The sequence below is a fragment of the Scopulibacillus darangshiensis genome (assembly GCF_004341035.1).
Taxonomy (GTDB): domain Bacteria; phylum Bacillota; class Bacilli; order Bacillales; family Sporolactobacillaceae; genus Scopulibacillus; species Scopulibacillus darangshiensis.
The window spans coordinates 1-20,665 of the sequence record NZ_SLXK01000014.1 but is presented as its reverse complement, the minus strand read 5'-3'; the positions used below and the strand labels follow the sequence as shown (position 1 = coordinate 20,665).

The following is a 20,665-nucleotide window of genomic DNA, read 5'->3' as shown; positions in this document are numbered from 1 at the left end:
TGAACATCCGCCTAGAAAAGGTAAATACAACATCTTTATATTGAGTTATCTAAAAAGCGTCTTGGCGGCGCTTTTTTGCTTGTTTGGCCCCAGCAAGCTGTTATAGGTGGTGAGTCGTTGAACTCTTGTCATGCATGTTTTTGCTTTTCTTCGGCAAACTAATAATTGAACTACCCAGGGGGTTATACATAAGGGGGTAAACACATGAATGCCAATGAAGAAGAGCAATTAAAAGGGAATGATCATAAGCACAATCATAACGATGTTTTTCATTCACATGCGCCAGCAGGTAAAATGAAAAAGGCATTTTTACTAACTATATTAATTTTAGCTGCAGAAATAATAGGGGGGATCATATCCAATAGTTTAGCCCTGTTGTCAGATGCGGGACACGTCGTGACCGACTTGGGGGCCATTGGTTTATCCTGGTTTGCATTAAAGCAAGCTGATAAGCCTGCGGATGAAAAGCGGACCTTTGGTTATCACCGTTCCGGCATTCTTGCAGCCTTTATAAACGGTGTGACACTCATAGTGATTACCCTCGTTATTTTATGGGAGGCCTATCAACGGTTTCAAACGCCTCATCCCATTCATTCAACATGGATGTTTATTGGGGCCGGTGTCGGCTTGATTGTTAATTTATACTTAGGCTTAGGCATGAGAAAGGAAGAAAACCTTAATGTCAAAAGTGCAGTTCTCCATATATTAGGTGATGCTGCTGCATCGGCAGGCGTTATTGTCGGCGGCATTATTCTTTACTTTACCGGCTGGTATTATATCGATCCAATCTTAAGTGTGGGTATCGCTTTATTAATTGCTTTTAGTGCCTGGCGAATTGTGACACAAACAATCGGCATTCTCATGGAAGGAACCCCTGAAAATGTGAATATTGAAGAGGTAACTGATGCGATTCAATCTGTATCAGGTGTTGAAAATGTTCATGATCTTCATGTCTGGAGTATAACGAGCGGAAAAACCGCCTTATCCTGCCATCTTGTACTAGAAGGGAGCATGTCAGTATCGGATAGCCAAGGGATCTTAAGAAAGGTGGAAGAGAAGTTAAAGGATCTGACAATAGGTCATACGACAATCCAAATTGAGGACCAATCTCACCCTCATGAAGAAAACATTATCTGCGATGATCTTACCCCATCAAATACATAAGGATGTCTAAAGGGATTCACAACTTGACCTTCATATTAGTTGTTGCTAATATCAATCATAAGTCATATATTAGTGTAGACTAATTTGTGGGGTGATTGTATGAACCAAATAAATATTGAAACAAAAACCAAATTCTTGAGAGGTTTTGCCGATAAAACGAGAATTCAAATCCTGGATTGTTTGAAAAATGGAGAAAAACCGGTCTCACAAATCGTGAAAGAGATAAATGGCAACCAATCTAACATATCTCAGCATCTAGCCTGTCTTAAAGGCTGCGGTATTATTAGGGGCAGGCAAGAAGGGAAGTATGTCTACTACAGCCTAAGAAATGCTCAAGTCAAACAGCTTCTGCAAATGTTTGACGATGTATTATTTACAGTTGAATCAGATGTCAGAGATTGTGATATGAACGATGTGTGTCTATCTTCAAAAGAAAGGAGCCTCGTACATGACTAGTCATCAAAAAAATGGTTGTTCGGATTGCTCTTGCTCTGACATCGAAACTGCAAGTCCTGACCAACAAGGTACATCGTTAGACTTTCGTGTCGAAGGGATGGATTGCCCTTCATGTGCCCAGACACTTAATAAGAACCTTAGTAAGTGTGATGACATTCAAAAAGTGAATGTTAATTATAGCACCGCAAAAATGAGCTTAACAGTGGATCAATCTGTGATCAATGATCTATCCTTTATTCAAGATGTTCAGAAACGGGTGGCTCAAGTTGGATTTAAAGCTGAACCATTGACGAAGCCTAACAAGAATGGTCAAGTGTTCACTATTGAAGGAATGGATTGTGCTGCCTGTGCCATGACGCTTGAAAAACATATGCAAAAACTCCCGGAAGTTCAGACGGTTAAAGTAAATTTTTCGACAGGGAAGATGCAAATTGTCCATGACATAACGGACGATCAAGTGATAAAAGAAGTGAATAAAGCCGGCTATAGGGCATTTCTCGATAGTCAGAAACAGGACGGCCAGTCGAAACAAGCGAAAGGATCAAATAATACAGCCACAATTGCCTCTGGTATTCTATTAGTTCTAGGCTACGCCGTCCATTTCATGGATTTCTCGGCTCTGCTTAGCATTGTATTTTATGCAGCGGCTATCATTATCGGAGGTACCAAACCAGCGAAAAGCGCCTATTATGCGATAAAAAGCCGCTCCTTAGACATGAATGTTTTGATGGTTCTGGCTGCAATAGGTGCTGCAGCAATTGGGCAATGGATGGAGGGGGCGCTTGTTGTTTTCCTTTTCGCTGTAGGAAACCTGCTTCAAAACCGTTCTATCGATAAAACAAGGGATTCCATACGAAATTTAATGAACCTTGCGCCTTCGGAGGCATTAGTTAAACAAGGAAAGGAGCTCATTCTTAGACCTGTAGAAGAAATAACAATTGGCGATACCATTGTTGTAAGGCCAGGTGAAAAGATCCCTCTTGATGGTACGATTTTATCGGGGGCCACAAGCGTAAATCAAGCGCCTATCACCGGTGAGTCCATACCGGTAGACAAAGAAAAGGGTGATGCTGTTTACGCCGGTACAGTGAATGAAAATGGATCATTAGAAATTAGTGTAACCAAGCTTGTGGAAGATACAACTATCGCAAAGATTATACACTTAGTAGAAGAAGCTCAGGAAAAGAAAGCATCTACCCAAGCTTTTGTTGATCGGTTTGCGGCAGTCTACACCCCGATTGTGTTCATTTTAGCCTTTGCTGTTATGGTTATTCCGCCTTTAATGGGATTCGGAACATGGGGTGAATGGTTATATAAAGGTCTTGAATTATTAGTCGTCGCTTGCCCTTGTGCGCTGGTTATTTCAACACCAGTTGCCATTGTTTCAGCAATTGGTAATGCGGCAAAGAACGGTGTTCTAATCAAAGGTGGGACCTTTTTAGAAACAGCAGGTGCGATTAAAGCCATTGCCTTTGATAAAACAGGAACCCTTACAGAAGGAAAACCAAAAGTTTCAGAAGTCATACCAATGGCTAATGTTTCTGTAGCTGAATTGCTCGGGATTGTAAGAACGATTGAGGAACAATCAAAACACCCAATTGCTCAGGCGATTTGTGACTATTCATTAGAGAGGGATATCCCAGTTCTTAATGGCAGAGACTTTAAAGCTATTGTTGGCAGGGGGGCACAAGCAACGATTGGCACCATCACTTATTTTGCCGGAAATCCGAAGCTATTTAATGAACTAAATGTGCCTCTAGACCATGTAAAAGAGAGCATCCAAACGTTTCAGGATGAAGGGAATACGCTCGTCCTTGTTGGAACAAAGGAAAAAGTCTTAGGATTCATCGCAGTTGCGGATGCCATACGACCGATTACGGTCAATGCTATTAACAAATTAAAACAAACCGGCATTGAAGAAATAGTGATGCTAACCGGCGATAATGAAGGGACAGCACGGAAGATAGCAGCCAATGCTGGTGTTGATCGCTATATTGCAGAATTAATGCCTGAAGATAAAGTAACAGTTGTCAAACAACTTCAAAATGAAGGTAAAAAGGTCGCTATGGTTGGGGATGGCATTAATGATGCCCCTGCACTAGCAACGGCCGACCTTGGCATAGCCATGGGAGGTGCTGGGACGGATACAGCAATGGAAACAGCCGATATCGTTCTCATGGCAGATAACTTGGAGAAATTACCCTATACGATGACGCTAAGTCATAAGGCGTTACAGGTGATTAAACAAAATATCTGGTTTTCTTTAATTACTAAACTAGCTGCGCTAGTTTTAATTTTCCCAGGTTTTCTTACCTTATGGATTGCTGTTTTAAGTGATACCGGTGCTGCGTTGGTCGTTATTTTAAACAGCATGAGGTTATTGAAACAAAAGAAGTAGTCTTTTACTCCTTTTAACGTAAAACATCCTGAGCCATAATTGGCTCAGGATGTTTTATTGAGATTTACAGATCTATCCTTAATGATGATGGTGACCATGTGCATCCCCATCATCATTCTGACATGTTATGGTATCATCATGGGGATGACCGTCATCTTCCAGCTGAACGGTCACATGTCCGATATTTTTATGCTGGAGTCTGTGTTCAATTTCTCTTAAAATGAGCTGACATTCTGTGAATGTTGAAGAGCCCTTAATGACAGCGTGGCAGGACAGGGCATTCTTGCCGCTCGTTATGCTCCATACATGTAAATCATGAATACTTTTGATTCCGGGAATGTCTTTAACCGTCTTAATAATGTCAGCAAAATCAACATTCCGCGGCACACCTTCCATTAGAACATGAATCGAATCTTTGGCTACCCTCCAGCCGCTGATTAGAACTAATACCGCAACGATCACACTGGCGAGTGGATCCGCCCAGCCAAATCCGAAGAACATGATGAGAAGGGCAGCGATGATGGCGCCGACAGAACCTAATAAGTCCCCGATAACGTGCAGAAAAGCAGCCCGCAAATTTAAATTTTCCTCCGTGTCACCTCTCATTAATATCCAAGCCACAAGAATGTTCATGATGAGCCCTATAATGGCAACAATCATCATCCCAGTTGAAGCAACTTTAGGCGGATCGATAAAGCGCTGATATACCTCGACAAGAATGTATAACGAAATTAAAATTAATGTGACACCATTGAAAAGCGCAGCTAGAATCTCAAAGCGCTTATACCCATAAGTTTTGCTGTCATTTGCAGCTTTTTCTCCAATTGTAAAAGCGGCGAGTCCAACGCCTAATGACACAGCATCACTCAGCATGTGCCCGGCATCGGATAATAAAGCCAAACTATTGGTTATAATTCCCCCGACCACTTCAATTATCATATAAACCGCTGTTATAATAAAACTAATCATTAAAGCCTTTTTGTTTGCACCATGTGTATGGTCATGGCCGTGATCATGTCCCATATTTACCACCTCTACCTTCAATATATGAACAAATAATCATATATTCATTTTGAATTAATTTTAACATAATTTCTAACCCTTTCAAGGTCCTTTAGGATAAAAAATCATTAATAAAAGTTGTATCATTTCATATAAAGCCTATATACTTAATAAAAGACACTTGTACGAAGGGGTACTGTCAATGGAACCGAAGGAACACACTGATAAAAAGCCGCTTGAACCTAGAACAAATAAAGAAAAGGAACAAGTCATTAACCGTCTTAAGCGAATTGAAGGACAAGTGCGGGGCATTCAAAATATGGTTGAGAACGACCGCTACTGCATGGATATTTTAATTCAGCTTTCAGCCATACAATCGGCAATAAAAAAAGTTGGTTACTCAGTTATGGAACGGCATACAAAGATGTGTGTGGCGCATTCTATAAAAAATGGCGATGATGACAGCATGATCGACGAGCTGCTTGAAATCATCCAGCAATATTCAAAATAGCAACTGAGGTATTGGGGAGAACCCAATACTTTTTTATTTCTCTTGACACTACCATAGGGGGGTATGGTAATATAATGTTATTCATAAAGAGGAGGTCATTCACATGATAGACCAAACGTTAAATGTTCAAGGCATGTCTTGCGGCCATTGTGTCAACTCGATAGAAGGAAATGTAGGAAAGCTTGACGGCGTGGCATCAGTAAAAGTCCATTTGGAAAATGGCAAAGTGGATCTGAGATTTGATCAAGACAAAGTGAGCTTAAAGGAAATAACCGATGTTATAGAAGAGCAAGGTTATGATGTGGCATAAAAGAAAGAAGATCGTGCTAACCTATAGCACGGTCTCCTTTTATCAAATGTATATACCCATGTGGGGTATGTTAACAGGAGGTTAACTAGTATGGGAACACCAAAAGAAGTGAACTTGCAAATTCAAGGCATGACTTGTGCGGCGTGTGCTAATAGAATTGAAAAGGGTCTAAAGAAGGTTGAAGGTGTATCGGATGCAAATGTCAATTTTGCACTTGAAAAATCAAAGGTTTCTTATGATCCAAGTGTTACCAACTTAAAGGCATTTGAAGAAAAAATTCACTCGCTCGGCTATGAAGTCGTTAAAGATAAAACGGAATTTAATGTAACAGGCATGACCTGTGCAGCCTGTGCCAACAAGATCGAGAAAAAGCTTAACAAATTAGAAGGCGTATCTTCAGCTAATGTTAACTTTGCGTTAGAATCGGCAACGGTCGAGTATGACCCGAATGAGGTTTCTATTCCCGATATGAAGGAAGCAATCAAGAAACTTGGTTATCAATTAGAGACAAAATCTGATAAAGAGGTGGGTTCCGCCGACCATCGTGAGAAGGCCATCAAAAAACAAACAGCAAAATTTATTGCTTCACTTATTCTTTCTTTGCCGCTGTTATGGTCGATGGTCAGCCACTTTGAATTCATGTCGTTCATTTGGCTGCCGAGCATCTTCATGAATCCGTGGTTCCAGCTTCTACTTGCTACACCTGTTCAATTTATCATTGGCGGACAGTTTTATGTCGGGGCCTATAAGGCTCTTAGAAACAAGAGCGCCAACATGGATGTCCTAGTAGCCATGGGGACATCAGCGGCCTATTTTTACAGTTTGTATTTAAGTATTCAGTCCCTTGGCGGCAATGGCCATATGGTTGACCTATACTTTGAGACGAGTGCCGTATTAATCACACTTATATTGCTTGGTAAATTGTTCGAAGTTCGGGCGAAAGGCCGTTCATCCGAAGCCATCAAAAAATTGATGGGTCTCCAAGCAAAAGATGCAACGGTTGTCCGGGGCGGCAAAGAAATGGTGATTCCGGTAACAGAAGTCCTTGAAGGTGACATTGTTCAAGTGAAGCCGGGTGAGAAAGTCCCCGTAGATGGCGAGATTGTCGAAGGCGGGTCGGCACTTGATGAATCGATGCTGACGGGGGAAAGCATTCCGGTCGATAAGGCTGTAGGTGACAGTGTGATCGGCTCTACGATTAATAAAAATGGCTTTTTGAAAATAAAGGCGACTAAAGTGGGCAAAGATACGGCGCTTGCACAAATTATTAAGGTTGTTGAAGAAGCTCAAGGTTCAAAGGCACCGATCCAGCGGCTTGCCGACAGCATTTCAGGCATATTTGTTCCTATAGTTGTGGGGATCGCCCTTGTTACTTTCATAATTTGGTATACACTTGTCGCGCCAGGTGACTTTGCAGATGCGCTCGAAAAATTCATTGCTGTTCTCGTTATTGCTTGCCCATGTGCCCTGGGGCTAGCCACACCGACTTCCATTATGGCAGGCTCAGGACGTTCAGCGGAATTCGGGATATTGTTTAAAGGCGGTGAGCACCTTGAGCAAACACACAGGCTTGACACCATCATTTTGGATAAAACAGGGACAGTGACAAACGGTACGCCGAAATTGACTGATGTCTCTACCGATTGGAATGAAGCTGATCTTTTAACACTTGTTGGCGCTGCTGAAAAGCAATCTGAACATCCGCTTGCCGAAGCCATTGTAGAGGGCATTCAGGACCTAGGCATTGAACTAGGCGTTGCAGAATTCTTTGAAGCCATTCCTGGCCACGGGGTACAGGCGAAGGTTGATGGCCGTCTATTGCATGTCGGCACGCGCCGCCTCATGAGCCATGAAAATATCGATGTACCTGAAACTACTTTAGATCAGATGGTCTCATTTGAAAAGACGGGCAAAACAGCGATGCTTGTTGCGGTTGATCATCAGTTTGCCGGACTTGTGGCTGTGGCTGATACGATTAAAGAAACATCCAAAGCTGCGATTGCCCGTTTGAAAGAAATGGGATTAGATGTTGTCATGATTACTGGTGATAACAAACAAACGGCCGAAGCGATTGCAAAACAGGCCGGTATCGAACATACCATTGCTGAAGTGCTTCCTGAAGGAAAAGCTGAAGAAGTCAAAAAACTGCAAGAAAGTGGTCATAAGGTGGCAATGGTAGGTGACGGAATTAATGATGCCCCAGCTCTTGCGACGGCTGACATCGGCATGGCGATTGGTACGGGAACTGATGTTGCTATGGAAGCTGCGGATATAACGCTGATACGCGGTGACTTGAACAGTATTGCCGACGCTATTATGATGAGCAAAAAAACGATTGCAAACATTAAGCAAAACTTGTTCTGGGCCTTTGCTTACAACAGTGTCGGTGTTCCGATTGCGGCAATAGGCTTATTAGCACCTTGGCTAGCCGGGGCGGCTATGGCCTTTAGCTCTGTATCCGTTGTCCTAAATGCCCTGCGTCTGCAACGTGTCAAGTTAAAGTCTTAGTCTATAGGCGGGTAATTTTGCCCGCCTTTTGTATGCTCTTTTTATACAATATCATTTAGAGCCCCTTAAATTAATGCTATTAAAAAATATAACTAATTCTTCTGTCTTTAAACTTTCACCACATTTAATGTGTATACTTTAGGAAGAGAAAGGAGGAGGATTGATGGAATGGACGTTACTTTTGTTATTTGTCTGTCCGCTGATGATGATGGTTTGCATGAAAGTGATGTTAAGCAAACATAAAAACAATAAAGATAAAGGCGACCCCGCTCAATCAGAAGTACAAAATCAACAATTCCAGCCTGACTTGCAAGCGCTGCATATAAGGATAGCCGATTTAACTGAACAAAACGAAAATCTAAGAGAAGAACTAGAAATTTTTAAAAGTGACCAATCAAAAAGTTCAATAATATCGATGGAGGGAGATAAAAATAAGGGGGCAGATTCTAAAGTTGAAATATCTTAAAAAAGAGGTATAAAAAATTGTCCAAATGGTTTCCTAAACTATATGATAAATTGATGGCGCCACTTGAAAAGAAAAAGTTAGAGAATATCAGAAGGGGCTTAATATCGAAAGCCGAAGGGCACGTTCTCGAGATAGGTTCAGGAACGGGAGCAAATTTCCCTTTTTATAAAAATGCATCCCATATAACAGCTATTGAACCCAACCCAAACATGATAAAGGAATCCTTGCCTAAAATAAACCAAACAAGGGTTCCGATCGATATTAGACAGGAAAGTGCGGAAGTGCTTCCATTTAAGGAAAATACTTTTGATACTGTTGTCGGAACCTTAGTTTTCTGTACGATACCCAATCCTCGCCAGGCACTTAATGACATTCGCCGTGTTTTAAAACCAGAAGGGAAATTCCTTCTTTTTGAGCATGTTCGTATGGGCAATACCACTTTGTCTAGCCTTCAAAATATATTAACCCCTGTATGGAAACACCTTTGCGATGGCTGCCATTTAAATAGGGATACGCTTAAGTTTGTTCAAGAATCCGAGTTTCATGTTAATAACGTGACATCATATTATAACGGTCTCTTTCTTGTCATTGAAAGCACAAATTAAAGTTTGGTTTGTGAAAAACCTAATCGGAATAAAGGATTTTCTTGTTTCAATAAAGAGAAATAAAAAAGAAAGCAGCGGAAAAGTTTCATATGAGTTTTACCGAATAAGGCAGCTTAGAGTCCGAGCTGCCTTATTTGGTGTTCTTCAAAAAAAATACACATTCATACCTTACAATGGATAGGGAAATAGGCGAAGGGAGGATTGACTGATGAGCAGCAAAAGGAGACGGCTTGTTTTAAGGGCAATTATCTTACTTATCATAATTGCAACGCTAGGATTTACTTTCTTAAATGTCAATAGAAGAAGGGAATTGAATAATGACCATTTTAAAAATAGGGTTTATTACGATTTTATTTATTCTATTTTTATATCCATTAAAAGCATTTGCCCACGGTTCTTCCGCGGACCATGCTGGTAAAAATTTGGGCTTTGGCAACATATCACTTTATATAGTGATCGGTGCAGCAATATTGCTTATTTTATTTATCTTTATATGGATTATTCTAAAGGGGAAAATGAAAACATTAAATATTCGGAAACGGGAAGAACGGGAAAAGGCAGCAAAGCTCAATCATTTATTGAAGGGGGCTAGATTTGGTACTGCTATATGGGTGGTTATCACTATTGTTGCCGGCGGGGTTGCATTGGCGAACAAAGAATCCAATGTCTCCTTTATGCATATCCACGGTTTGGATTTTTCCTCTAATGGAAAACAATTATTTGTCCCTTCCCACGACGGATTGAGGGTATTTGAAGACACACACTGGGAGGTTGCGAAGAGCGAACCAAACGATTACATGGGCTTTTCCATGGCAGACGATGGATTTTATTCAAGCGGGCATCCGGGAGAAGGTTCCGACTTGCAAAATCCCGTTGGCATTATTAAAAGCAAAGATAATGGCAATACATTAAAGACATTATCTCTTGCCGGTGAGTCCGATTTTCATGTCATGGACAATACCCTTGACACCGAGCCTCGCATATGGAATGAATCAAAAGCTTGTCAGCATACTATTAATAGGCGGAGCAATATCGACGCTTGCTGTTGTCTTAATGCTGGCCCACGTCGCTTCTGCTATTAAAGAAGCAGCATGGTTTGCAAAATCGGGTGGTTCAATATCTTATGATACAGCCCTATATGAGACACCTTTTGCGGTCTACACCCTTATTTTTATTGTTTTGTTACTGGGGATTTTACTAGCTGTTAAAAAGAAGTGATCTTAGACCAATCATCATTTTAGTGTTTTTTCCTTTTAAGACCGCCGCACCTTGGAACAGTAAATCCAATGAATTATCTAAAATAACCAACTGATTTTTTGTTGGCATTTTTAACATTTGAAAAGCGCCGCTATTTGTATTCACAATTTGCAGGTCATGTTCAACATTCCCTATATTTTTAAAATCAAGTTTAATAGCCTGTTGTCTTTTCAGGATAATTTTGTTTGGCAGATAGGAAAATTATTCCGCTTTTATGACTAATGTTTTTTCCTTCCTTTTCATTAATTCTTTATTGTTCATAACAGTAACTGAATGATCCATTGAACCCATTGGATTCATCTGACTCGATGTATTAACTAATTCATTGGCAAAGATATGTGACACATTAAATAGATAAAAGACTGCGACGAACAAGCAGATAAGCATGATCCGATTGAATTGATAGGACTGTCTTTTTGGCCTCCTTAATGTTAAGAAAATGGTGAGCGATGTGCTGAGATAAATGACAATCATTATTCTAAGCAATGCCCCGGAATACTCTGGGGAGACCATCGCACCTATCATCGCTCCCATCATGCCGCCCATAACGCCGGATAAAAGACCGTCTAATACTGCAATTGTATTAAATGGCAAACCGGATATCACACCTATAGTAAGCCCAAGCAACATGCTGATCACGGTTGTAATAAAAATACTATTTGGGTGACTAATACCCAAAATAATACCCGTCGTTAAACCAATATTCATCCCTTGAGCCATGGTAATTGTCATTCCTGCCATATTGGAAAGCTCTTTTCGTTGAGTAAGTACCTTTATTGAAATGCAGATCGGAATAATTAATATAATGATTAAAGGCACAATAACCTTATATTCCATGGAATCACCCTAACTTGTATACTTTTTGGTTTGACTTTAGTTTATTATTGGAGTTCGAGAGATATAACGAAAAAAGTTTGTGGAAAATATGAAGAAGGTAAGGGGGACGGGGAATTTTAAAGGACCAGGACTAGCCCGGTCCCTTAACCCCATTTAAGGCAGCCTTTGTCATAGGGCTGCCTCTGTTTGTCTTTCTTCAAAAAAAACGATACACTGCTAAATAATTTACCATGCAGCCACGGAACCATCGGTACGCGCCTCCGTTCCGCCGACAAGGACTCCTGATGCGGGGTCGCGCCAAATGATTTGGCCCCGGCCAAAACGGGCAGGATCCAAACCAATTTCAATGTCATGTCCCAAATTAATAAGTGCCTCAACGAGATGGTGAGGGAAGTTGTGTTCCACCTTAACTTTTTTATTTTCCATCCATCTCCATCTAGGGGCATCTAAAGCCGCCTGCGGGTTTAAATGGAAATCAATCGTATTCATTATGAGCTGAAGGTGTCCTTGCGGCTGCATGCCGCCCCCCATCACACTAAATGGGCCGATGGCCTCATCTTCCTTTGTTAAAAATCCGGGGATGATTGTATGGAACGGCCGTTTCCCAGGCTCTAAAGCATTATCATGTGAGGGGTCCAACGAAAAATCGTACCCGCGGTTGTGGAGACTAATCCCTGTTTCAGGAACGACGAGCCCAGAGCCGAACCCCTCGTAATTACTTTGGATAAATGACACCATGTTTCCTTCGCCGTCGGCAGTGGCTAAATATACGGTTCCGCCATTCGGCGGTTTCCCTGCTGACGGTATCATCGCTTTCTCGCCGATCAAATGTCTCCGGTGACGGGCATAACTTTCCGATAGCAGGTCATCCACTTTCACACTCATATATTTAAGGTCAGTAATATACTTGTTCCCGTCAGCAAAGGCAAGTTTTATGGCCTCAATTTGCTTATGGTACGTTTCAACGGCATCTTTGGCTGGAAAATCAAAGTCTTTCAAGACATTTAAAGCTTGCAAAGCTACCAGTCCCTGTCCGTTCGGAGGGATTTCCCATACATCATAGCCACGGTAATTGACGCTGATTGGATCCACCCACTCCGGTTGATAGCTCGCAAGATCATCCCCCGTTAAATAACCGCCATATTGTTGAGAAAATCGGGCAATTTTATCGGCCAATTCTCCACGATAAAACGATTCTCCGTTTGTTTCGGCTATGGATCTGAGTGTAGCGGCATGATCAGGGGACGTCCATACCTCTCCGACTTCCGGTGCCCGGCCGTGCGGCGCAAATGTTTTAAACCAGCTATCAAATTCCGAACCTTTTAATGTTCGAAACGTGTTATATTCATGTTTCCAATACTTGCCGAGAATCGGTGAAATCGGGAAGCCTTTTTCAGCATAATCAATCGCTGGCTTCAGTACTTCAGTCAGCGGCAATCGCCCGAAGCGCTTTGAGAGCGCTGCCCATCCGGAAGGGGCGCCTGGTACGGTCACTGTCGGCCAACCGTACTTTGGCATGGTTTCATACCCCGCTTTTTTTAATTGGTCGATCGAGATGTTCCTCGGAGCAGGGCCGCTTGCGTTTAACCCATGCAATTCTCCCTCCGCCCATATAAGGGCAAAAGCATCTCCGCCGATGCCATTTGAAGTCGGCTCTACAACCGTTAAGCATGCTGCCGTGGCAATCGCGGCATCAATCGCGTTACCGCCTGTTTTCATAATGTCCAGTCCCGCTTGAGCCGCAAGGGGCTGGGATGTAGCAACCATGCCATTCCGTGCATATGTAGATCGTCTTTTCGCTGTATAGGGTTGATATAATGCGTCAAATTGTAACATATTAATCTCCTTCCATGCTTTTGTTAAACACCAGTGGTCGTTTCGCTTTTCTTTATTGCCGCTTTACTCGTCGTTTCTGTTTTAGCTATCCCGATTCCTGTAAAAATATAGATGACAGCAAATACGATTCCCAGGTACGTCATCGGGGCAAAGAGAATGTAATCAACCGTTGGCGTATTAAGGGTTCCGGCAATATACGCACCAGTAACACCCCAAGGGATTATGGGGGCAAAAGTGGTGCCAGTGTCCTCCATGGTTCGCGATAAATTTTTCCTGTCCAATTTATGTCTGTCATATAACGGAGCCAGGATCGGCCCCAAAACGGCAAACGTCACATAATAGCTTCCAGTGACCATGAAAAAGATGGCGTGCAAGGAAAGAGCCGAGGTCATCATTGTTTTAGCCTGTCTAGCGAACCTTGTCACCGTTTCCACGATGGTCTGAAAGACTCCGGCTGTCCGAAGAGGGGAACCGAAAATGGCAGCGGCAATCAACAAAACCATTGTATCGAGCATGCCCGATAGACCGCCTTGATGCAGCATATCATCTACCATCGGAATGTTAGTCGAATCCGTATACCCGCTGTTTAAAGCTTCCGCAATCTGCAACATGCTGCGGTCCTGGAATAATAGAGCCAATAAACACCCCATAAAAATACCGACACCAAATACCGGAAGGACTGGTTTTCTTCTAAATATTAAGAACAACACGACGATAGGCGGCAACATGATAACAGGGTTCAAATTAAATGTTTGCCCCAATGTGGATAAAATTACAGCGACTTTTTCAGTATTAAGGGTTTGACTGCCAAACTGGAAACCAAGAACACTGTAAAGAAGCAAAGAAATAAGGTAGCCGGGTATCGTTGTGTAAAGCATATGTTTGATATGATCGACGATCTTGACATTTATCACACCAGAGGCCATCACGGTCGTGTCAGAAAGTGGCGACATTTTGTCACCGAACATAGCCCCCACAACAATGGCCCCGGCCGTGTATGCAGGCGGAATGCCTAATCCCGCCGAAACAGCCATAAATGCTACCCCCAACGTTCCGATCGTACCCCAAGACGTGCCCGCCATAACTGACATTATGGAACAAACAATAGCCGTTACAATAAGGAAAAATGAAGGCTTTAATATAAGTAAACCGTAATAAATCATAACAGGAATGGTTCCGGATATCATCCAGGCTCCGATTAACATCCCGACTGACAATAAAATTAAAATCGGGATAAACATGGATCGAAGGCTATCCAAAAGATCCTTCTCTATATCTTCCCACTTGACTCCCCATATTAGTGACAGCGCAATCACTACCGCCCCGGCCGCCATCAATACAATGGGAGTCGGAGCCTTGGTTAAAATAATTCCGAAAAGAACAATGAAAAACGAAATCATTAATAGAACGGCGGCTTTTAATCCTGACAACGACTTCTCCATACATCACCCTCCATAAGTTTGTAAAGACTAAATCACACCAAACCCTACATAGTGTTGACTTAAATCGAATTTGCCTTCTTTTGTTAGTTATATTCACAGTTTTAACTTACTATTGCAATTAATGAGATTATAAAACAATGGTGTCTAGAAATCAATGAATTTTTAAAAGTGTCAAACTATTATACGTCCTCTCCTTGTAATGGCCGGATTTATGCGTGATGGTCATAACAAAATGATTCATAAAGGCTCAATTTGGGGGATGTATGTCGTTCAGGATCAAGCTGGAAAAGGCATTGGCCGAAAGCTGCTTGAGCACGTTTTGGAGCATGCACGGGATTTATCAGGACTGGAACAGGTGAATCTTTGCGTTGTCACAACGAATGTACTGGCCCGGAATTTATATCTCAGCATGGGATTTAAGCCACATGGCTCTAAAAGTGGATGGCATGTATTATGATGAAGAGTATATGGTTTAATTCTTAAACGATAATTAATGGCTAGTTTTGTTCTCATAGGGAAAACTGCCTTATGAGGTGAAAAGGCTTATGAGGACATTGGTAAGGCTTGGGTATGTCGCAATGAGTGTTAATGTGCCAAACAGTTCGCCGTCACAGACCATGACATATACAAGATTTAAACAAATTGATGATAGGGAAGCGGCGATAACAAAGTTAGAGCGAATTGCAGAGTCCAATATCCATAATTGTATCAGGCTATTAAAACATAACGCAGCAAACGATATATCGTTTTTTCGATTAAGCTCCCGCCTCGTCCCCCTAGCCACACACGAGGATCTGGCAGGTTGGCGCTATCTTGAATCAATTTCAGAACCACTCTTGGAACTTGGGGGTATCGCTAAGAAAAAGGGGATGCGTATTGATTTTCACCCCGATCACTTTGTGGTTGTAAATTCACCAAAAAAAGAGGTGCTGTTAAACGCCCTTAAAGTTTTGACATATCATTATCATTTATTAAAAGGGATCGGCATTGAACCAAAACATAGGGCAGTCTTGCATGTCGGCGGCGCTTATCAAAATAAAGCAAAAGCGCTTGAACAATTTGTTTTAAATTGGGCCATTGTCCCACGGTCGATCCAAGACATGATTATGATAGAAAATGATGATAAGTCGTTTGATATGATGGACTGCCTTTACCTTTGCAATAAATTGGGACTGCCATTTGTATTCGATTATCATCACCATTTAGCCAACCATTCAGATCCCGACTGGAAAAGCCATTGGAATAGAGTTGTTGGAACTTGGGAAGTTTCTAAACTGCCAATTAAAATGCATATCTCAAGTCCGAAAAGTGACAAACAATATCGCAGCCATGCTGATTTTGTTGATCCTAGTATGTTTTTAGACTTTTTGAAAGGCATCAACAGCTCAGTACCGCAAATTGATTGCATGATCGAGGCTAAGAAAAAGGATCAAGCCTTATTTCAGCTTATGAAAGATCTAAAATCACTAAATGCGATTGAAGCTGTAGACGGAGCGAGTTTTTATCTAAAAAAAGGGGTCTGACTCCTATTTTATATTTGTTTAGATTGTGTTATTTTTAAATTGGAAGCGTTTTCAATTACTCCGAGGGAGCTGAATATGATGATGGAATATAAGTACCGTCGTAAAGCATATGCACGATTATCCCAACAGAGAGAAGACGTATTAAAAGAATTAAAAGAAGAATATCGCAGCAAAAAGCCAACTCGACTCGACCGTTTTTTTATCCACTTTAAAATAAAGGGGAGAGAATATTAGTGGGAGATAGAAAATACAATGATTTGATTGGCGAAATTTTGGAAGCAGCTGGTGAAAAAGATAATTATAACGGCAAAGGTAAGGGCAAGCCATTGCCCAAAAGCTATATGGAAAAGGATTTGTTGCAAAATTTCATGGAGAAGGCAAAGGATGCGGGCTTTCTGCCCCCATGGCTAAAATTGCAAAAAGAGATATCTTCTTTGATCCATTCTGCAGAAGACGAAGAGAATATTAAAGCAATCAATGAGAAGATTAAAAAATACAACACTCTATGTCCTCCATCGCTTCAAAAAATGCCTATCAACTTTCAAGAATTAGATAAGGCAAAGAACACTTGGTAAGCTTTAAAACAAAAGGAAATCTAAAGTTGGATTTCCCCAATTTAGATTTCCTTTTATCACTGATTATACTCACTTAATGACCACTTGCTGAATCCAGACCGATTCGATTAACAATTTTTGTACTCTCGTCATTAATTCCTATAAGACTCACTTTTTTATTGTAACTTTCATATTTTTGGATGACCTTCGCAATTGCCGTGACACTGGAATGATCCCAGATATGGGAATGTGTGAAATCAATCTCTATTTTTTCAGGGTCTTTTTCATAATCAAATTCTGATATAAAGTGGCTTGTTGTCCCAAAAAACATTTGCCCTGAAATCACATAAATTTTCTTGTTTCCCTCTATTCTTGATGTGGTTTTAATATGGGCCATCTTCCACCCAAATACAATGGCACTTAAAGCGACTCCTAAAACGACTCCAATGGCTAAATTCTTTGTATAGACAACGACTACAACAGTTAATATCATGATAACCGCTTCAGATAACGGATACTTTTTTAAATGGCGAACAGAATGCCAGTCAAAAGTGCCGATAGAAACTGTAATCATCACGCCAACCAAAGCCGCCATTGGCACTTGTTTCACAACATTACCTAATAGAATAATAAGGACTAATAGGAAAACACCTGCCGTAAGTGTGGAGAGCCGTTTTCTTCCCCCAGACTGGACGTTAATAACAGATTGTCCAATCATACCGCAACCCGCCATTCCTCCAAATAACCCGGAGACAATATTTGCAATCCCTTGCCCTCTTGCCTCTCGATTTTTATTGGATGTTGATCCTGTAAATTCATCAACAATTGTTGCTGTAACTAATGACTCGGTTAGACCAACAATTGAAATGGCAAGTGCCGTAGGAAAAACAATTAAGAAGGTATCTAATGATAAAGGAACCGACGGGATGTGAAAAATAGGGAGGGAATCGCTAATATGGCCCATATCTCCTACGGTTTTCAAATCCAAGTGAAGGGTAAAGCTAATAATGGTCATAATAATAATAGCAACTAAAGCGGACGGAACAGTTTTAGTAATAAAAGGAAATAAGTAAATCATCACTAACGTACCTGCCACCATCGCATACATGATCCAATTAGCATTAACAAACTGAGGGAGTTGCGCCATAAAAATGACAATGGCTAATGCATTTACAAAGCCTGTCAAAACAGTTTGGGGAAGGAAAGATAGCAGGCGTCCAATTTTCAAGATCCCAAACAAAAATTGAATCATTCCCGTTAAGATCGTGGCCGCAAATAAATACTCTACGCCATGATCATGGACCAGGGAAACCATAAGGACTGCTGTTGAACCTGTTGCCGCCGAAATCATTGCCGGACGTCCTCCCGCAAAAGCAATGACAATGGCAATACAAACAGAAGCATATAGCCCAACCATAGGGTCAACACCAGCAATAATGGAGAAACCGATTGCTTCTGGGATAAGTGCAAAGGCAACCGTTAATCCTGATAAAAAGTCGGCTCTTACATTTGAAAGCCAGTCGTGTTTAATTGTCATAAAGCTCAAAAAACCATCACCTCTATTTTTCTATTTATATTGACTTTTGACTCTCACAAAAGTCGGGCCGTTATCAACCAAAGTATAGTATCATAGAATTTAAGGTTTGCATAGGCATAATTACAGTGTGTACTTTTTCCAATTAGTAATAGAGTCCAAATCGCATCACCTTTTTTTGATTTATTTGCTGTGATTGTTAGCCAATGGATTGTTGGTATAGATTTAACACTGCGAAATGACAAGCGAGAGATAATCCTATGTTTAACATCATCCCCCTTTATGCTTTATAATTTAAGTGAAATACTTAAATTTGACTTAAGTCAAGGAATGATATTGTCTGGATCATCTGACTCCGGGAAGGGAGAGGGTGAAGGTTATTAAAGTGATTTTACTATTTGTTGTTGCGGGGTTAGCAGAAATAGGCGGTGGTTATCTTATTTGGCTTTGCTTAAGAGAAGGCAAACCATTTTATTTGGGGATAATTGGTGGTGTCGTGTTAGCTTTATATGGGGTTATTGCAACCTTTCAATCATTTCCGTCATTCGGCAGAGTTTATGCCGCGTATGGTGGTGTATTTATCGTTCTGTCCGTATTATGGGGTTGGGTAATTGATAAAGAGATACCTGATATGTATGACTGGATTGGAGCGGGTATTTGTTTGATCGGTGTGTCAGTAATGCTTTGGGCTCCACGTTAATAGGGGTCTGACCCCAAAGGGTCAGACCCCGTATCTCCCAGGGAAACATTCCCTTATTGTTTCAAAGCCTTCTCTATATTCAAATACCCTTTTCCCTGGGTATTAGGCGGTAATCCAAGATCCTCGGCTCCTGACAAAAGCTGCTCTTTGATTTGATCCGGCGATAAGTCGGGGTTGTTTTGAATGATTAATGCTGTAGCTCCTGCACAGATTGGTGTTGCCATTGAGGTGCCTGATAAGGAAAAGTAATCTTTGCCGACACGGCTCGATTTATTGGTTTTATCCAAAAGGGAACCTGGTGAGCGGAGGGAAATGATATTTACGCCAGGCGTTAAGATGTCGGGTTTCACTATGCCGTCAATGGTTGGTCCGCGGCTTGAGAAATCGGCAATAGCATCGTCCGCCCGGTCGGTTGTGTCCTGATCATTTATCGCTCCAACGGTAATAACTTTGGGACTAGTACCCGGGCTGCCGATTGTTTTGGGATCAGGGCCGCTGTTGCCGGCGGCAACACAGACAACAATGCCGTTATCCCATGCCTTTTCAACAATTTTAACCACAGGATCTTCTTCAGCCGACTGGGATGCTTGGCTTCCGAGCGACATGGAAACGATGTCAATGCTGTGCTTTTCCTTATTTTCTATACACCAGTTTACCCCTGCGATGACAGTGGAAAGAGAGCCGGAACCCACTTTACTTAACACCTTGACACCAACTAGGTTAGCTTCTGGCGCGGGGCCTTTATATTTCCCTTTGGATGCGGTGCCGCTTCCTGCCGCGTCCCCAGCACAATGTGTGCCGTGGCCATTGTCATCATAAGGGTCTTTCTTTTTATTCACAAAGTCCTGGAATGCTACAATTCTGCCTTCAAGATCTTTGTGGGGATAAATGCCTGTGTCAACGACCGCAATCGTCACATCCTTACCGGTCAAACCTGTGTCATTCACCGCTTTCGCATGGATTGAGGGGCTTGCTGCATCAAGCAAAACACTCATCTCTCGGTCATAATAGATCTTTTTAATGTGTTTACAGTTTCCAAGAAGCGTTTCAAGCTTTTTAATTGATAGTTTGGCAGCGCAACAAGAGATAGATTGAAATTCATGTACTATTTTGCTTTCAAGCTTCTTAATGTCGGCCAAACCGCAGACAAAGGCATCATCGCTTTTTTCAAATTCGATAATCACTGGGAGTTTTTTCGTCCGCTTTGCTATATTATCGAGCGGCCGATGCAAAAAGCAGGGAACTTGCCGAAAGGGATGATAAAGATGGACAAGTTCCCGCCGCAATTCCCGATCAAGTTTATGCCCCATTTTTCTCGCAAGCTGGATCACTGAAAATCCGAACACTATTAACATCTCCTATCTTTAGTTGATAGGATATTTTATGAATACTAGATATTGCTTGTATCGTTATATGTTGAGAGATTAAAAAAAAGGGGGTCTGACCCCGAGGGGTCAGACCCCTATCATTACGACTTTAGTCCGTTGAGCACGCGATAGCGTGCGAAACAATAAACCACCTGCTATGCAGGTGGGAAACAAATGGTTATACCAAAAAACTCA

20 protein-coding genes are annotated in these 20,665 nt (G+C 41.6%); 14 read left to right on the top strand and 6 right to left on the bottom strand.

Going from position 1 to position 20,665, the window contains the following annotated elements; genetic code table 11:
* Positions 1–204: 204 nt before the first annotated feature.
* The 3 genes from EV207_RS10940 (at position 205) to EV207_RS10930 (ending at position 4,018) form a co-directional block, all read left to right on the top strand.
* Positions 205–1,164 (top strand): cation diffusion facilitator family transporter, encoded by a 960-nt coding sequence (locus EV207_RS10940; protein ID WP_132746203.1) that lies wholly within the window; start codon positions 205–207, stop codon positions 1,162–1,164.
* A gap of 99 nt (positions 1,165–1,263) precedes the next feature.
* Positions 1,264–1,620, top strand: a complete 357-nt coding sequence (locus EV207_RS10935; protein ID WP_132746202.1) for an ArsR/SmtB family transcription factor — start codon at positions 1,264–1,266, stop codon at positions 1,618–1,620.
* Positions 1,613–4,018: a heavy metal translocating P-type ATPase gene (locus EV207_RS10930; RefSeq protein ID WP_243647022.1), complete on the top strand. Its 2,406-nt coding sequence runs from the start codon at positions 1,613–1,615 to the stop codon at positions 4,016–4,018. The genes EV207_RS10935 and EV207_RS10930 overlap by 8 nt, the downstream gene beginning before the upstream one ends.
* A 78-nt stretch (positions 4,019–4,096) precedes the next feature.
* On the opposite strand, the gene EV207_RS10925 is transcribed toward EV207_RS10930, so the two are convergent.
* Positions 4,097–5,041: a cation diffusion facilitator family transporter gene (locus tag EV207_RS10925; RefSeq protein ID WP_132746200.1), complete on the bottom strand. Its 945-nt coding sequence runs from the start codon at positions 5,039–5,041 to the stop codon at positions 4,097–4,099.
* 181 nt (positions 5,042–5,222) lie between these two features.
* Between EV207_RS10925 and EV207_RS10920 the strand changes: the two genes are divergently transcribed.
* The 6 genes from EV207_RS10920 (at position 5,223) to EV207_RS10895 (ending at position 10,502) form a co-directional block, all read left to right on the top strand.
* A complete protein-coding gene (locus tag EV207_RS10920) occupies positions 5,223–5,531 on the top strand; it encodes a metal-sensitive transcriptional regulator (RefSeq protein WP_132746199.1) in 309 nt (102 codons plus the stop codon).
* Between the two features lie 103 nt (positions 5,532–5,634).
* Positions 5,635–5,841 carry a copper chaperone CopZ gene (gene copZ, locus EV207_RS10915; RefSeq protein ID WP_132746198.1) on the top strand — a complete coding sequence of 69 codons (207 nt, stop codon included), beginning with the start codon at positions 5,635–5,637 and terminating at the stop codon, positions 5,839–5,841.
* A gap of 90 nt (positions 5,842–5,931) precedes the next feature.
* Positions 5,932–8,349, top strand: a complete 2,418-nt coding sequence (locus EV207_RS10910) for a heavy metal translocating P-type ATPase (RefSeq protein WP_132746197.1) — start codon at positions 5,932–5,934, stop codon at positions 8,347–8,349.
* A 163-nt stretch (positions 8,350–8,512) separates the two neighbouring features.
* The gene (locus EV207_RS10905) at positions 8,513–8,815 is read left to right on the top strand and encodes a DUF2933 domain-containing protein (protein ID WP_132746196.1); all 303 of its coding nucleotides are present in this window, start codon (positions 8,513–8,515) and stop codon (positions 8,813–8,815) included.
* A gap of 17 nt (positions 8,816–8,832) precedes the next feature.
* Positions 8,833–9,420, top strand: coding sequence for a class I SAM-dependent methyltransferase (locus EV207_RS10900; protein ID WP_132746195.1), 588 nt, complete (start codon positions 8,833–8,835; stop codon positions 9,418–9,420).
* Positions 9,421–9,737: 317 nt separating this feature from the next.
* Positions 9,738–10,502, top strand: coding sequence for a hypothetical protein (locus tag EV207_RS10895; protein WP_132746194.1), 765 nt, complete (start codon positions 9,738–9,740; stop codon positions 10,500–10,502).
* 376 nt (positions 10,503–10,878) lie between these two features.
* Here the strand turns inward: EV207_RS10895 and EV207_RS10890 are convergent, their stop codons facing one another.
* The 3 genes from EV207_RS10890 to nhaC all read right to left on the bottom strand — a co-directional run bounded on the left by EV207_RS10890 (position 10,879) and on the right by nhaC (position 14,792).
* The gene (locus EV207_RS10890) at positions 10,879–11,514 is read right to left on the bottom strand and encodes a hypothetical protein (RefSeq protein WP_132746193.1); all 636 of its coding nucleotides are present in this window, start codon (positions 11,512–11,514) and stop codon (positions 10,879–10,881) included.
* A gap of 225 nt (positions 11,515–11,739) precedes the next feature.
* The gene (locus EV207_RS10885) at positions 11,740–13,350 is read right to left on the bottom strand and encodes a gamma-glutamyltransferase family protein (RefSeq protein ID WP_132746192.1); all 1,611 of its coding nucleotides are present in this window, start codon (positions 13,348–13,350) and stop codon (positions 11,740–11,742) included.
* 23 nt (positions 13,351–13,373) lie between these two features.
* Positions 13,374–14,792 (bottom strand): Na+/H+ antiporter NhaC, encoded by a 1,419-nt coding sequence (gene nhaC / locus EV207_RS10880; RefSeq protein WP_132746191.1) that lies wholly within the window; start codon positions 14,790–14,792, stop codon positions 13,374–13,376.
* A 232-nt stretch (positions 14,793–15,024) separates the two neighbouring features.
* Here nhaC and EV207_RS10875 point away from each other — a divergent pair, with 232 nt between their 5' ends.
* From EV207_RS10875 to EV207_RS10865, 4 genes are all read left to right on the top strand, one after another.
* The gene (locus EV207_RS10875; protein ID WP_165886910.1) at positions 15,025–15,249 is read left to right on the top strand and encodes a GNAT family N-acetyltransferase; all 225 of its coding nucleotides are present in this window, start codon (positions 15,025–15,027) and stop codon (positions 15,247–15,249) included.
* 88 nt (positions 15,250–15,337) lie between these two features.
* Complete coding sequence (gene uvsE / locus EV207_RS10870; protein WP_132746189.1) at positions 15,338–16,315, top strand: UV DNA damage repair endonuclease UvsE; 978 nt, start codon at positions 15,338–15,340, stop codon at positions 16,313–16,315.
* Positions 16,316–16,390: 75 nt separating this feature from the next.
* Positions 16,391–16,549 carry a hypothetical protein gene (locus EV207_RS23015; protein ID WP_165886909.1) on the top strand — a complete coding sequence of 53 codons (159 nt, stop codon included), beginning with the start codon at positions 16,391–16,393 and terminating at the stop codon, positions 16,547–16,549.
* Positions 16,549–16,890: a DnaJ family domain-containing protein gene (locus tag EV207_RS10865; protein ID WP_132746188.1), complete on the top strand. Its 342-nt coding sequence runs from the start codon at positions 16,549–16,551 to the stop codon at positions 16,888–16,890. Before EV207_RS23015 ends, EV207_RS10865 begins: the two co-directional genes overlap by 1 nt.
* A 73-nt stretch (positions 16,891–16,963) precedes the next feature.
* Here the strand turns inward: EV207_RS10865 and EV207_RS10860 are convergent, their stop codons facing one another.
* The gene (locus tag EV207_RS10860) at positions 16,964–18,406 is read right to left on the bottom strand and encodes a SulP family inorganic anion transporter (RefSeq protein ID WP_132746267.1); all 1,443 of its coding nucleotides are present in this window, start codon (positions 18,404–18,406) and stop codon (positions 16,964–16,966) included.
* Positions 18,407–18,788: 382 nt separating this feature from the next.
* Between EV207_RS10860 and EV207_RS10855 the strand changes: the two genes are divergently transcribed.
* On the top strand, positions 18,789–19,103 hold the full coding sequence (locus EV207_RS10855) for a YnfA family protein (protein WP_424511363.1): 315 nt from the start codon (positions 18,789–18,791) through the stop codon (positions 19,101–19,103).
* A gap of 53 nt (positions 19,104–19,156) precedes the next feature.
* Here EV207_RS10855 and EV207_RS10850 read toward each other — a convergent pair whose 3' ends face one another.
* Entirely contained in the window at positions 19,157–20,449 is a 1,293-nt protein-coding gene (locus EV207_RS10850; RefSeq protein WP_132746186.1) for a S8 family peptidase, read from the bottom strand.
* Positions 20,450–20,665 lie beyond the last annotated feature (216 nt).

Excerpts from the sequence above, each read along its gene's own strand:
- EV207_RS10925 (WP_132746200.1), bottom strand. The coding sequence starts at position 5,041 with ATGGGACATGATCACGGCCATGACCATACACATGGTGCAAACAAAAAG.
- EV207_RS10935 (WP_132746202.1), top strand. The coding sequence starts at position 1,264 with ATGAACCAAATAAATATTGAAACAAAAACCAAATTCTTGAGAGGTTTT.
- EV207_RS10885 (WP_132746192.1), bottom strand. The coding sequence starts at position 13,350 with ATGTTACAATTTGACGCATTATATCAACCCTATACAGCGAAAAGACGA.
- nhaC (WP_132746191.1), bottom strand. The coding sequence starts at position 14,792 with ATGGAGAAGTCGTTGTCAGGATTAAAAGCCGCCGTTCTATTAATGATT.
- uvsE (WP_132746189.1), top strand. The coding sequence starts at position 15,338 with ATGAGGACATTGGTAAGGCTTGGGTATGTCGCAATGAGTGTTAATGTG.
- EV207_RS10930 (WP_243647022.1), top strand. The coding sequence starts at position 1,613 with ATGACTAGTCATCAAAAAAATGGTTGTTCGGATTGCTCTTGCTCTGAC.
- copZ (WP_132746198.1), top strand. The coding sequence starts at position 5,635 with ATGATAGACCAAACGTTAAATGTTCAAGGCATGTCTTGCGGCCATTGT.
- EV207_RS10940 (WP_132746203.1), top strand. The coding sequence starts at position 205 with ATGAATGCCAATGAAGAAGAGCAATTAAAAGGGAATGATCATAAGCAC.
- EV207_RS10920 (WP_132746199.1), top strand. The coding sequence starts at position 5,223 with ATGGAACCGAAGGAACACACTGATAAAAAGCCGCTTGAACCTAGAACA.
- EV207_RS10895 (WP_132746194.1), top strand. The coding sequence starts at position 9,738 with ATGACCATTTTAAAAATAGGGTTTATTACGATTTTATTTATTCTATTT.
- EV207_RS10860 (WP_132746267.1), bottom strand. The coding sequence starts at position 18,406 with ATGACAATTAAACACGACTGGCTTTCAAATGTAAGAGCCGACTTTTTA.
- EV207_RS10890 (WP_132746193.1), bottom strand. The coding sequence starts at position 11,514 with ATGGAATATAAGGTTATTGTGCCTTTAATCATTATATTAATTATTCCG.
- EV207_RS10875 (WP_165886910.1), top strand. The coding sequence starts at position 15,025 with ATGATTCATAAAGGCTCAATTTGGGGGATGTATGTCGTTCAGGATCAA.
- EV207_RS10905 (WP_132746196.1), top strand. The coding sequence starts at position 8,513 with ATGGAATGGACGTTACTTTTGTTATTTGTCTGTCCGCTGATGATGATG.
- EV207_RS10910 (WP_132746197.1), top strand. The coding sequence starts at position 5,932 with ATGGGAACACCAAAAGAAGTGAACTTGCAAATTCAAGGCATGACTTGT.
- EV207_RS23015 (WP_165886909.1), top strand. The coding sequence starts at position 16,391 with ATGATGATGGAATATAAGTACCGTCGTAAAGCATATGCACGATTATCC.